The sequence below is a fragment of the Burkholderia sp. KBS0801 genome, from assembly GCF_005937855.2.
GTDB lineage: Bacteria > Pseudomonadota > Gammaproteobacteria > Burkholderiales > Burkholderiaceae > Burkholderia > Burkholderia ambifaria.
Genome location: NZ_CP042178.1, coordinates 2,441,193 through 2,454,229 on the forward strand (window position 1 = coordinate 2,441,193; position 13,037 = coordinate 2,454,229).

The following is a 13,037-nucleotide window of genomic DNA, read 5'->3' on the forward strand; positions in this document are numbered from 1 at the left end:
CGCCCGGGCGCGCCTTCGCTTTCATTCGGGCACGCGGCGTTCACGCGGCGGTCACCCATTTGAAAGGTCTGATGTATCCGGGATGTGTCTGATTTGTACGCGTTTGTAGCAGGCGTGCGAACGTCGACGTCAGGGGGCGATCCAGCGGCCTTCGTAGCCGTCGTCGTTCAGGTCGAAGATCGCGCGCCGATGGCCGGCCCGAGCGAGTTCGAGCCAGTCGAGGCGCGTCACCGTGACGTGGACGAGGCAGAAGTTCCGATAGCCGTCGTCGGTGGTGGCGTCGCCCGGACTGGGCGTGACGTGCGCTTCTTCGGGCGACTCGATCGGCGTGCCCGGACGCAACGGTGCGCGATACAGCAGCAGCGTATGCGGGCGGCTCGATTGCCAGATCGCGCGCCGTTGCGCTTCGTCGTCGCAGATCGACGCGACGCCTTCCGCGCGAATCTGCACGAGCGCGTCGAGATCGTTCGCGACGACGGCGATGCGAGGGTCGCGGCGCAGCTCCGCCACCTTCTCCGACCGCGCATCCGTATGGAACGCCAGCAGACGATCGGCGCGGCTCACTTGCCGCAACACGATCGTGCGCACCTTCGGCGCGCCGTCGAGGCCGAGCGTCGCGGCCTGCACCATCGTGAACGGCGAGCGCTGCGTGCCGACGCCGGACTCGAGGCACGACCAGAGACGATCGTAGGTTTGCGTGAGCGATTCGGAAGCGGGATCGGACATGATGGCGCGGCGATCTTGCGGGATTCGGTCGCGCTAGCTTAACCGCTTCTTCGGTGGCGAAGCGCGCGACGCGCCCACGATGTGCGTTGCAAACCCGTCGCCGCGCGGTTCAGTTATAGCCGAGGATGACGGGTGCGGCGTCGCTCGTGTCGCTCGTGTCGCTCGTGTCGCTCGTGTCGGTCGAGTCCGCGCCGAAGCGGCCGAGCACGTCCGCGACGTATTGCGGCCCCGCGCCGATCTGCGACGACTTGTGCGCGACGGGACGAATAGCGGCCATGCGCGGCGCTTCATCCAGCCATGCGGTGTCGTTGATGACGATGTTCATGGGTGTCTCCTCACGCGGCCAGCGCCGCACCATATGCGCGCACCAGACGCGCCACGCCTTCCCGGATCGCGTCGACGTCGGGCGCGGCGAACGACAGCCGCAGCGATGCGGCGTCGACGTTGTCCGCGAAGAATGCCTTGCCCGGCACGAAGACGACCTTGTTCGCGATCGCCTGTTGCAGCAGCACGTCCGACGATACCGCGCCGATCCGCGCCCACACGAACATCCCACCTTCGGGGCGATGGAACGTGATCGCATCGCCGAAACCGTCGCGCAGTGCGTCGCACATCGCATCGCATTTGCGCTGATAGGCCGCGGTGATGCGCGGCAGATGGCGTTCGAGCGCGCCGTCGGCGAGATATTCGGCGGCGGTGGCTTGCGTCCACGGCGTGCTGCACAGGTCGACCGTCTGCTTCGCGATCACGCAGCGTCGCGCGATCTCGGCCGGCGCGATCGTCCAGCCCACGCGCAGCCCCGGCGCGACGATTTTCGACAGGCTCGCGAAATGCACGATCCAGTCGCGCGCGCCTTCGACTTCTTCCGCGAGCGCGAGCATCGACGGCACCGGTTCGCCTGCGAAACGCAGGTCGCCGTACGGATCGTCCTCGACGATCAGGAAACGGTACTGCACCGCGAGACGCAGCAGCTTCAGCCGCCGTTCGCGCGTGAGCGTCGCGCCGGTCGGGTTCGCGAAGGTCGGGACGGTGTAGAGCAGTTTCGGCTGCGCGATCGCACCGGACGCGAGTTGCGACGCGAGGCGGTCGACGTCGACGCCTTCAGCGTCGACCGGGATCGTGACGATGCGTGCCTGCTGCAGGCGCATCGCCGACAGCGTCGCCGGATAAGCCGGCTGTTCGGTCAGCACGACATCGCCCGGCGCGACCATCACGCGCAGCAGCAGGTCGAGGCCCTGCTGCGAGCCGGTCGTGACGAGCAGTTCGGCCGGTGTGCAGCCAACGTTACGGCGCGCCATCAACGCAATCAGTTGCTGCTTCAGTTCGGTAAGGCCGTCGGTCGGGCCGTATTGCAGGCAGCGCACCGGCTGGGCGTACGCGCGTTCGGCGGCCGCGTTCAGGCCGTCGACGTCGAACAGGTCGCTGGCCGGATAGCCGCCCGCGAACGAAATCATCCCCGGCTCGGAGAGGTACTTGAACAGTTCGCGGATCGGCGAACCGGCGGGATTCTGGAATGAGGGCGTAAACGCGTACATGTCGTCGTGAGCTGGATCGCACGGACGGCCGGGATAGCCGACAGGTGCCGCCCGCCCAGGGCGCTTCTGGCGCACGGGCGGGAATTCGAGCCACGATTGTCGATAGTCATTAACGCAGCCGCAAACGATATCTATGCACTAGGTCTTGCGGTTTGGTCATTAATTGGGGAAGAGCCGTGTTTTCGTCCACGGCCGTCCGGCCGGCACACGCCGCGAATGCGGGAGGCCGATCGCGACCCCGGCATCCGCGCCGTTACAGCCCCGCGACGCCATCAACGCGATGACGCCCGGAGACACGTCCGCGTGTGATCGGACCGAGCCAGACCCGGGGCAAGCCGCGCCGCGCTTGCACCCTTGGCCCGGCCGGTCACGCGCACTGGACACGCAGTGGACGCACGTGAATCGCGCGCTATTCGCCCGGAGGAGATATTCCCTTCCTGACATAGCCGGCAATCGCCTCCAGCATGCCGAGGTCGAGGTCCTGCACGCGGTCTGCGCCGAAGTGGGTCAACCACTTGCGCGCGAGCTCCGTCTGCATCGTCGTGTGCCCGGCCGCGGCAGGGGCACACAGGTCTTCCAGTGCTGAACGCTGGTCCATGTCTTCTCCGTGATTGCTGATGGGCGGGACGTCGCCGGCTCCCGTCGCGATCAAGACGCCGTCAGACGGCCTCCAGCGCGAGGGCGATACCTTGGCCGCCGCCAATGCACAAGGTCACCATGCCGCGTTTGATGCCATCACGGCGCATCGAATGCGCGAGACGAGTCGCGAGGACCGCACCGGTCGCACCGATGGCGTGACCGTGCGCGATCGCGCCGCCTTCGACGTTCACCCGTTCTTCGTCGATGCCGAGTTCCCGAATGACCGCGATTGGCACGGCGGCAAACGCCTCGTTGATCTCGAAACGCTCCACGTCGTTCAACGACCATCCGGCACGCGCGAGCGCCATCCTGACTGCCGGCACGGGCCCCAGCCCGAACATGCCCGGCTCGACCGCACCCACGCCGTACGACACGAGCGTCGCGATCGGCTCGATTCCCCGCGCCTCGGCATACCGCCGCTCTGCCACGACCATCGCCGCCGCGCCGCTGTTCAATCCCGGCGCATTGCCTGCTGTGATGGTGCCGTCAGACCGAAACGCGGGTTTCAATCTGGCAAGCGACTCCATCGTCGTGTCCGGCCGCGGTTGCTCGTCGCGCTCGAATCGGACGGGTTGCTTGCGCCCCTCGATATCGACCGCCACAAGCTCCGCGTCGAACGCCCCGCGCCCCTGAGCCTCCACGAAGCGCCTTTGCGAACGTTCCGCCCAACGGTCCTGCTGCTCTCGCGTCATGCCCACCTTCGACACGAGATCTTCCGTATGCCATCCGGAATGCCGGCCGGAAAACGCGTCGACGAGACCGTCCCCGAGCATGCTGTCGACGATCTCGGTATTGCCCATGCGCTGGCCCCACCGACCGCTATGCAGCAGATACGGCGCACGGTCCATGTTTTCCATACCGCCCGCCACCGCGACCTCGCCGAATCCGAGCCAGATTTCCTGGGCCGCATTCACGATGGCCTGAGCGCCCGAGCCACAGACGCGATTCACGGTCAGCGCAGGCACCTCCACCGGAATGCCGCCGCCGACGGCTGCCTGGCGCGCGGGATTCATTTTGTTTCCCGCCTGAATGACGTTGCCCATCACGACCGAAGCCAACGCCGCCGGATCGACCTTGCTGCGGCGCACCGCTTCGCGCACCGCGATTGCGCCGAGCGTCGTCGCGGCGACGTCCGTCAACGTGCCACCAAACGCCCCGATGGGCGTTCTTACCGGACCGCAGATCACTACTTGTCGAGCAACCATTTCAACACTCCATTCAACGTTCAGTTTCGCCTGAAGCGATGCCAGCGCATCGTCGCGCGTTGCGTGCCGGGGATGCATACGTCGCATGCCCGGCACGCTCGTGAACCCGCATCTCGTGCTTGCGGGCACAGGATCGAGGGCGCCGCGCGCGCCCTCTCCGTTGGGTCAAATCGATATCATTTCGAAATCCTCCTTGCCGACGCCGCACTCGGGACACTTCCATTTGGCCGGAATGTCTTCCCAGCGCGTGCCCGGTGCAATGCCGTCTTCCGGCGCACCTTTTTCTTCCGAGTAAATCCAGCCGCACACCAGACACATCAATGTGCGCATCTCCACCGCTGTCGTGCTCATCCCGCCAACTCTCCAAGATTCGACATTTGTCGCTTCACGAATTCGCGCACCTGCTCGCGTACCCTCGCATCCGACAAGATCCGCCCGTGACCCGTGCCCGGCGCCGGCCACAATGTCGCCTGCGGCAGGCCCGCCACGACCCGCTGCGCCTCGCAGTACGGCACCACGGGATCGGCCGGATCGTGCACGACCAGCACCGGGACATCGAGCGACGCGCCGCGCGCCAAAATGTCCCAATGGCTAACCGGCACGCCATTGCGGCATTGCAGCTCCGCATAGATGCGCTCGATCACCGGCCGCGGCAACGCCATGTCGCGATTCGCCCAGCGCTCCAGCACCTCGGTCAGCGCGCTCGTCGGCGCGATCAGCACGATGCAGCGCAACGACGCGCGGCGCGACCGCTCCGCCAGCGCCGAGATCGTCGCGATCGAGCCGAGCGAATGTGCAATCACCACCTGCGCGCCTTCGATCGCATCCAGCGCCGCGCCGGTCGCCCGCGTGAACTGCGTCATCGTCGTGTGCTTGCCCGGCGACAGACCATGCGCGGGCGCGTCGAATGCCGCCACCGAAAAGCCCAGCGTCTTCATCGGCTTGACGAAGCTCAGCATGCTGCTGCTGTCGGTGCCCCAGCCGTGCACGAGCAGCACCCGCGCCGCGCCGCCTTCCCAGTAATACGCCCGGTCGATGTCCGCGTTGCCCTCGATGGACGTTACCGTCGCGCCGAGGGGTATGCGATCGCTGACGGGCAGCCCGTAGCCACGCGTGAAGCCGAACGCATCGGCCGCGCGCCGTCCGGCAATGCGCGGCGCGAACGTGTTCAGCATCCGGAACGCGTGACGGCCGAGCCGCATGCGCAACGAAGGCGCCTTCGTGGTCTGCCGGGTGATCGGCGAGACTTCCGTGGGATTCGCGGCAGCCATCACCGGCCCTCCGTCGCCGCACGCGCGCCGACGGCCACGGCCTCCCGGGACAGGGTCCGGTAATAGCCCGACTCGGTGTCGTAGAAGTGGCAGTGGCGGATCACGTGCCACAGATCGCCGAACGTGAAATCCTTTTCGCGAATCATTCCCGGAAACGCTGCCTTGAGCGCCGCCTGTGCCTTCGGAAGGTTGTAGAACGGCACGATCGGCGCGACGTGGTGCGCCGTATGCACCGAAATGTTATGGGTCATGAAGTGCAGCCATTTCGGATACCGGTAGTCCGTCGTCACGAGCAGACGACTCGCGTTCGGCGTCCAGTGCTGCGACGGCAGAAACGGGATGTCGTCCGACGTGTGGTGCATCAGCGTCGTGGCGCTGAACCACGCATGGATCATGAGCCACGGCACGACGAAGTACAGGAACAGGCCCGTGACGCCGGTAAAGTAGATCAGCGCAGGGAAATAGAGCATCGCGACGATCAGCACGAAGCCGATCGAGCGCTTCACGTCACGCCGCATCTCGCGCTTCGGATAGAAGCCGGGACGGAAGCCCGATTCCTTCCAGTAGCTCAACGTACCTGCCCAGAACAGCCACTTGCGGGTACCGGCGTACTCGAGGCGCTTGAGGAACGGCATGCGATCGTAAAGCGGCGCGGGAATCGGCCGCCAGTCGGTGTCGAGCTCGAGGTTGTTGGTGTTCGCGTGGTGCAGGTTATGCGTGTGGCGCCATGCATGGAACGGATACAGCAGCGGCAGCAGCGATAGATGCCCGATCGCCAGGTTGAACCACCGGGAGCGGGAGAACGAGTTGTGCCCGCAATCGTGCGCGATGCAATGCAGCCCCCAGCCGCCCAGGCCCGCGAGCAGCCACAACGGAACGTAGAACAGCCAGTGCGGCGCATACGCGATGCCGACGAGCGCGCCGATATACGCCGCATAGCTCACCACGAAGCCGGCAACGCCACGCCACGCACGCGGTTCGTATAGCGACTTTGGAATCGCATCGGTCAGCCGTACGCCCTCGAGCGCCTTCGATTTCTGCAGGAATTCGTCGAAACGCGCCGGCGGCGCGCTCGGAACAGTGTAGGTGTTCGCCATGTCGATCTCCCCTTACGCAGCCTGCAGACCGAGCTCGGTCGAGAGGTGGCGCGCCAGCTCGTCGATGCTGTTGTGTTCGAACAGCAGCGCCGGAGACAGCCGCTGCTCGACGACTTTCTCGAGATCGCCCGACACCTGCACGGCAACGATCGAATCGAGCCCATACTCGTCGAAGCGTTTGGCGGGATCGATGGCAGCCCGGTCCATCTTCAGCTGCTTCGCGAGCCGGTCGACCAGCCAGCTGCGGATCGACGCTTCCGTCAGGGGGCCGACGTCGGCGGCGACCGCTTTCTTGCGGCCGAACAGGCCACCCAGGATTCCAGCTTGAGACATGATGAATAATCCTTCTATACGAGGGAGATGAACAGCTTCATGAAGGCAACTTTCTTCAATACGGTTGCTTGGCCAACTTGCGGATCGCGGCCGGCCCCGGCAAGCGCAGGTCCCAGACGACACCCGCCTTGCCGAGTGTCCAGAGCACCCACGCGCTGAGATCCGGCTCGTACCACTTCACCGAATGGCGATACGACGCGGGGAACGCGTGATGGTTGTTCTGCAGACCTTCGCCGAACGTGAGGATGGCGACGGTCCAGTTGTTCGCGCTGTTGTCGTCGGTCTTGAAGGGACGTCCACCGAACATGTGGCACACCGAACCGACGCACCAGGCAGCCTGATTGGCCAGGAAAATCCGTGCGAAGCCACCGAACAGCAGGCCGTTCCACGCGCCGTGCCAGGAACCGCCGATCGCGCCCCCGATCGCGGCGGGCAGCACGAGGCCGAGCACGATCCACCAGACATAGGTGCGGTGATAGAAAAACAGCCGGCGATCGCGCAATACATCGGGTGCGAAGAACGTCCACCCGGACACGTCCGGGGCCAGCATCCACGGCATGTGCGCATACCAGAGGCCGCGCAGCTTCGCGATCAGGCCCGCGCCGCCCAGGTTCGGCGAATGCGGATCGCCTTTCTGGTCGCTATACAGGTGATGACGGCGATGCGTCGTCACCCAGAACATGACCGGCCCTTGCGCGGCCATCGAGCCACAGATCAGCAGGATTCCTTCGAACCACTTCGAGGTCCGGAACGTCTTGTGCGCCAGATACCGATGGAAGCCCATCGTGATCCCGCCCATGTGCAGAAAATAGAACACCGCGAACAACACCAGGTCAGTGACGGCGAAGTCGCCCAGCACGAGTTGACGCACCGCCAGCGCGAACCCGGCAAGCGGCACCAGCATGACGGCCAGGGCGGTGTAGCGTTTGACGCGCGCACCACTGCCTTTTAGCGGCGAAACGCCGGGGATCTGGCCGTCAGGGGCCGACAGCCCGCCGGCGGCAGTCACGCCGGGGGCAACCTGAATCGACGAATTCATAGGATTCTCCAAACGCTAATAGAGGATTACGGCGAAGTTGAGGAGAACGCCGCGCGGCGCTTCGGCGCATAGCGCACCTCCGTGACAAGTCCCAGCGCGTCGAGCAGGCGGATGAGCCAGGCGGACGGATCGATCTGCCAGAACGCGTGGTCGTTGTTGGCGAACGCCGGCTGCGCGTGATGGTTGTTGTGCCATGCGCCGCCCACAGAAACGATCGCGAGCACGCCCAGGTTGCGGCTATGGTCGCGCGTCGCGTGCGGACGGGTGCCGATCGTGTGGCACAGCGAATTGACGGCCCAAGTCGACTGATCGAGCAGGAATATCCGCGCGAGTCCGCCCCACAGGAAGCCGCCGACGGCCCCGAGCAAGCTCTGCCCGGCGGGCGCGAGCAACGCGCCCGCGAGCACGGGAATCGCGAGGCCGAGCAGCACCCACCATCCGTAGCGCAGATTGAGATTGACGATCAGACGGTCGCGCAGCAGGTCTGCGGCATACGTGCTCCAGTTCTCGCGGCGCACGGTGAATAGCCAGCCCACATGGCCGTGCCAAAGGCCAGCGAATCGGCTGAGCTTGCCGTGCCGGTTCGCGCGCGGGCGCGGCGAATGCGGATCGCCGTCCTGATCGGTGAACGCATGATGCATCCGGTGCGTGGCGGCCCAGAACAGGATCGGCCCCTGGGCGGCCATGCTGCCGAGCACGCCAAGCATCACGGTGACCACCGGCCGCCCCTTGAACGACCGGTGCGAGAAATACCGGTGCATGCCGGTTTCGACACCGATCGCGGTCGAGAAATACATCACCGCCAACAGCACGAAGTCGGTTGCGCGCAACCCATATATCCACGTGTAGGCAATCGCCAGTGCGAAACCCAGCGCGGGAATACCCACGGTCAGATAAGCGAGCCGGCGTGCGCGCACGTCGGTATCGGCTTGCGCCTCACGGGCGGCCGCCGGTGTTCGCGAAGACAAAGAATCCGCTTCAGCCATGACTGGCTCCGAATAAAGACAGCGTCAATGAAAATCGGGGATGCGGTTCGTGCGAACCGCTTATGCGCGCGTCTCGAGTGCGCTCAAGCGTCCCTGCTGGAACGCTTGCTTGCACGCTTGCCGACGCACCTTGCCGCTCGTCGTGAGCGGAATCGCACCAGTCGGGCCGAGGTGCACCACCGCTGGCGAGACCCCATGGTCGCGCGTGACCGCCAACGTGATCGCGGCCCGCACCTCGCTCATTTGCTCGGCACTCGGACGGCGCGAGCGTTTAAGTTCCGCAACGATGACGAGCGACTCCCCTTGAGCGCCGTCGATCGAAAACGCCACCACGCCGTTGGTGCGAATCGAGTCGTGCGCCGATTGCACCGATCCCTCGATGTCGGTCGGATAGAGATTGCGCCCGGCGACGATCACGACGTCCTTGATGCGGCCCGTCACGAACAGCTCGCCGCCGTTCAGAAAGCCGAGGTCGCCCGTGCGCAGGTAGCGCGTCGGCTCACCGCCGTCGTCTGCATCGGCAATCGTCGCGGCGAAGATGACGTCGCTGTCCGCACGATTCAGATAGCCGGCTGCAACGTTCGGACCACTAAACCAGATCTCGCCGACGGTACGCTCCGGCAGCACGCGCTTCGTCGCCGGATCGACAATCAGCAGCCGATGGCCGACTGCCGCGGGCCCGCACCCAACCAGCGTGGTGCGGCCGTGCCCATCGAGTTCCGGGTCGTGCGCCTTGCACAGGCCACGAACGAGCGCCTCTTTATCGACCTCGATCAGCGAGACCGGCGAACGGCCGACCTTGCCCGATACATAGAGCGTCGCCTCCGCCATGCCGTAGCAGGGAACCACGGCGCGGCGCTCGAAGCCGTGCCGGCCGAAGCGCGCGAAGAACCGTTCGAGCGTCGTGTGGCTCACGGGCTCCGCGCCGCAGAATACGTGCTGCAACGAGCTTAGATCGAGCGTGGCTGCTTCTTCTTCACCGACGTTGTCGACGCACAGGTCGAACGCGAAATTCGGAGCGACGCTCGTCGTCACGCGGTAGTCGGAGATCGCCTTGAGCCAGCGATAAGGACGCTGGACGAAATGCTGCGGCGACAGAATCACGAGCGGAAAGCCGCTGTACACCGCGAGCAGCAGCGCGCCCATCAGCCCCATGTCGTGATACGGCGGCAACCACGTGCAGCCGACGCGATCCGGATCGGGGCCGAGCCGCTCGGCGATCACCGCGCAGTTGCTGACGAGATTCTGGTGCGTGACGATCACGCCCTTGGGCTCGCCCGTCGATCCCGACGTGTACTGGAGCAGCGCCGGCCGATCCAGGTCGACGTGCTGCTCCAGCAGGTTCCGAACGTCATGTACCGATACTTCGCCATCGTCGAAGGAATCTTCGTCGATCGTCAGCAAGGCGGGCGCCGCGCGCTGGTCGCCGTAGAGCGCGTCGAGCTGCGGTTGCAGCGAGCGGTGAAGCTTGCCGGCAATGACCACGTCAGGATGGGCGTCGCGACAGATCGACGTGAAGCGTGCCACCGCGCGAGAACCAGCAGGCGGAAACGAAGGCACCGCGGTAGCACCCGCGAGCAGGATGCCGAACAATGCCGCGACGTAGCTCAGGCCGGGTTCGAGCAGCAGCAATACGCGCCGTTCGTGCAGCGCGTGCTGCAGCACCCTGTCGCGCACGTGGACAGCAGCGGCGGCGAACTGGCCGTACGACCAGCTCACGACATCATCCTCGCCGTCGCGAAGAAAATGGAATGCGATCCGCTCAGGCGTTTGCTCGGCCCGCTCTCGAAGAATGTCGAGCAGAGACGAGGTCATGCGCTCCGCCGTCAGGGTGGAGGGGGGAATGCTACCGGCCATCGTGAGACCCTCGGATAATTAGTGTTGTTTTGTTTTGGTGAAAGCTTCATGCGCCAACCGGCGCCGGCCGGCACGCGGCCATCAATGCGCCGTCGCGGGTGCCAGCGCTCGCGGTCGCGTATCCACCGGCGCGCACAGGATTGCCGTGGCCAGACCGAGCGCGATCTGCAGGTAACACAGGGTGCGGAATTCCGCGAGGTGCCCGATCGCGTTGCCGGTTATCGCGACCGTCAGCGCCACGCCGAACACCGATCCCATCTGGCGTATCGCCTGGTTCACGGCCGAGCCCACGCCGAAGCGGGCCGGCGGCAGATGCGCGACGGCGGCGGCCGACAGCGCAGGCATGACCATGCCCACCCCGAGTCCGGTCAGCAGCGCCCCCGGAAGCCACGCGTGCACATAGTCGGGAGTGACGCCGGGCACCAACGCGAACCATATGCTTGCCGCCGTGGAGATCAGGCTCCCGGTCACCAGCAGAAGCCGGTGCCCCGCGCGCGCCGCGAACCGTCCGCACACGATCGCCGTGGGGACGACGAGCAGCGGCCCGGGGCTGCCGGCCAATCCCGCACGCGTCAGCGAATACGACCAGACACCGGTGGTAAACAGGAACGTCTGGAAAAACATCATCGCGAAGCCGATCGCGAAGCACAGCGAAGCCAGATTGATGTAGCAGTAAGTCCGATCCTGGAACAGCGACAGATCGATGGCCGGGGCGCGCGCCGTGCGCGCCCATGCAACGAACGCTGCCAGCACGACCAGCCCACCGACGATCGCCAGCGCCACCGCGGGGGAAGTCCAGCCGACCGCCTCCGACTGCACCAAACCGAACGCAATCGCGCCAACGCCGAGGATTAGCAAGACGACGCCAACGAGATCGAGCGGCGCGCCCCGCTCGGGATCACGCGACTCGTCGAGAATGCGCCACCCGCGCCAGAGCGCGATAGCGCCGAGCGGCAGGTTGAGAAAGAAGGCCGACGGCCAGCCGAAGCGATCGACCAGGAACGAGCCGAGGCTCGGCCCCAACGCACCGGCCACCCCGCTGACCGCCCCCCACAAGCTCACGGCGATCGCCCGTTTGTTGACGGGGAATGCCGCCAGCAGGATCGACAGCGACGCAGGCAACAACAGCGCCGCGCCTGCTCCCTGCACGGCGCGCATCGCCCAGAGCATCTCGACACGCGTGGCGATGCCACAGCCGAAGGATCCTGCCAGGAACATCGCGAGACCAAGCAGGAATGTGCGTTTGCGCCCGCGCAGGTCGGCGAGGCGGCCGGCCGGCACGAGCAACGCGGCGAACACCAGCGTGTACGCGTTCAGCACCCACGACAGGCCGGTCGGGTGCGCATCGGGAAACGCCGATCGCAACGCGGGAAACGCCGCGTAGAGCACGGTGACGTCGATCGAAACGAGGAACACCGCCACACTTGCGATCCAGAAAACCGGCCACGGTGAAGCGGCGTTCGACTGCGCCTGCGGAGTGAGCACGCTAGGTCCGTTCATGTCCTTATACCTCGCGCGGCTGAAGCGGCGTCACGCCGTCGCCCGATTCTGATTCGAAATACGACGCGTCGAGAAACGACAGCGTTCGCGCCCGCATCCGCGCTTGAAACAGCGCAACAACCGGCCACGGGCGCATCGCCATTGCCATGCCCTTCACGTTCTGGGCATCTTCCCAGTGAATGACGTTCGCCACTTCCAGCGGCAGCCCGCCGACCTCCCCTGTCCAGAGGCTCAGCGTCGTCGCGCCAGCCGACAGACGCGGGCCGCTCGCCCGCCCCCCGTAGACCGCGATCGAGTGGCCGCAAACGCGTTCGACATCGGCGCTGCCGCGAATCGGCTTGCACGCCACCGGACTGGTCAGAAACATCTCGTCGGTGATGCCGAACGGCAATTTGGCGTCCAGCACTTCATCGTCGGGTACCGGCGGCAACGCGGTATCGATCCCCGGCGGCAGCGTCCACACGGTGGCGTCGACTAGATCCCGGCTCGCGTCATACAGCGCCCGCCGAACCGGCGCGGGAAACGAGCCGAGGAAGATGTCGACCTGGATGCGCGTGCCGAACCGGCGCGCCACCGTCACGCCGCGAATCTGACGGTCCTGGAAGCGACCGTGCCATTCGCGCCCGCCGATATCGGCGCCGCTCCACGCGTGTGTCGGCTCGACCTCGGAGAAGATGCCGTCGGCGGCAGCCGCGAGGCGCTCGACCTGGTCGCGACCGACGATTTCTCCGAACGTCATCGGATGCCGCAAACTGACCTCGTCCTGCGCCGACGTGTCGAGCTCGCGCAGCAACTCGCCGACATAGAGACCGGCGCGTCCTTGGTGATTCATCGTCGTTTCCTTCCCGG

14 protein-coding genes are annotated in these 13,037 nt (G+C 65.8%); all 14 read right to left on the reverse strand.

What is annotated here, in order from left to right:
* Positions 1-129: 129 nt before the first annotated feature.
* Positions 130-726, reverse strand: coding sequence for a pyridoxamine 5'-phosphate oxidase family protein (locus tag FFI87_RS27810; RefSeq protein ID WP_138849977.1), 597 nt, complete (start codon positions 724-726; stop codon positions 130-132).
* A 109-nt stretch (positions 727-835) separates the two neighbouring features.
* Positions 836-1,051, reverse strand: coding sequence for a hypothetical protein (locus FFI87_RS27815; protein ID WP_138849976.1), 216 nt, complete (start codon positions 1,049-1,051; stop codon positions 836-838).
* A gap of 10 nt (positions 1,052-1,061) precedes the next feature.
* On the reverse strand, positions 1,062-2,261 hold the full coding sequence (locus FFI87_RS27820; RefSeq protein WP_138849975.1) for a PLP-dependent aminotransferase family protein: 1,200 nt from the start codon (positions 2,259-2,261) through the stop codon (positions 1,062-1,064).
* A 409-nt stretch (positions 2,262-2,670) separates the two neighbouring features.
* On the reverse strand, positions 2,671-2,859 hold the full coding sequence (locus FFI87_RS27825) for a hypothetical protein (RefSeq protein ID WP_138849974.1): 189 nt from the start codon (positions 2,857-2,859) through the stop codon (positions 2,671-2,673).
* Positions 2,860-2,920: 61 nt separating this feature from the next.
* A complete protein-coding gene (locus tag FFI87_RS27830; protein ID WP_138850267.1) occupies positions 2,921-4,105 on the reverse strand; it encodes a thiolase family protein in 1,185 nt (394 codons plus the stop codon).
* A gap of 165 nt (positions 4,106-4,270) precedes the next feature.
* Complete coding sequence (locus tag FFI87_RS27835) at positions 4,271-4,456, reverse strand: rubredoxin (RefSeq protein WP_006749607.1); 186 nt, start codon at positions 4,454-4,456, stop codon at positions 4,271-4,273.
* Positions 4,453-5,376, reverse strand: coding sequence for an alpha/beta fold hydrolase (locus FFI87_RS27840; RefSeq protein WP_138849973.1), 924 nt, complete (start codon positions 5,374-5,376; stop codon positions 4,453-4,455). The genes FFI87_RS27835 and FFI87_RS27840 overlap by 4 nt, the downstream gene beginning before the upstream one ends.
* The gene (locus tag FFI87_RS27845) at positions 5,376-6,473 is read right to left on the reverse strand and encodes a fatty acid desaturase (protein WP_138849972.1); all 1,098 of its coding nucleotides are present in this window, start codon (positions 6,471-6,473) and stop codon (positions 5,376-5,378) included. Before FFI87_RS27845 ends, FFI87_RS27840 begins: the two co-directional genes overlap by 1 nt.
* Before the next feature lie 12 nt (positions 6,474-6,485).
* Complete coding sequence (locus FFI87_RS27850; RefSeq protein ID WP_006749604.1) at positions 6,486-6,806, reverse strand: acyl carrier protein; 321 nt, start codon at positions 6,804-6,806, stop codon at positions 6,486-6,488.
* Between the two features lie 55 nt (positions 6,807-6,861).
* Positions 6,862-7,815 carry an acyl-CoA desaturase gene (locus tag FFI87_RS27855; RefSeq protein ID WP_261378594.1) on the reverse strand — a complete coding sequence of 318 codons (954 nt, stop codon included), beginning with the start codon at positions 7,813-7,815 and terminating at the stop codon, positions 6,862-6,864.
* A 56-nt stretch (positions 7,816-7,871) separates the two neighbouring features.
* A complete protein-coding gene (locus tag FFI87_RS27860; protein ID WP_261378595.1) occupies positions 7,872-8,813 on the reverse strand; it encodes an acyl-CoA desaturase in 942 nt (313 codons plus the stop codon).
* Between the two features lie 78 nt (positions 8,814-8,891).
* Positions 8,892-10,646: a fatty acyl-AMP ligase gene (locus FFI87_RS27865; RefSeq protein WP_249177019.1), complete on the reverse strand. Its 1,755-nt coding sequence runs from the start codon at positions 10,644-10,646 to the stop codon at positions 8,892-8,894.
* A 123-nt stretch (positions 10,647-10,769) separates the two neighbouring features.
* Complete coding sequence (locus FFI87_RS27870) at positions 10,770-12,188, reverse strand: MFS transporter (RefSeq protein ID WP_138849968.1); 1,419 nt, start codon at positions 12,186-12,188, stop codon at positions 10,770-10,772.
* A gap of 4 nt (positions 12,189-12,192) precedes the next feature.
* Entirely contained in the window at positions 12,193-13,020 is an 828-nt protein-coding gene (locus FFI87_RS27875; protein WP_244096933.1) for a hypothetical protein, read from the reverse strand.
* Positions 13,021-13,037 lie beyond the last annotated feature (17 nt).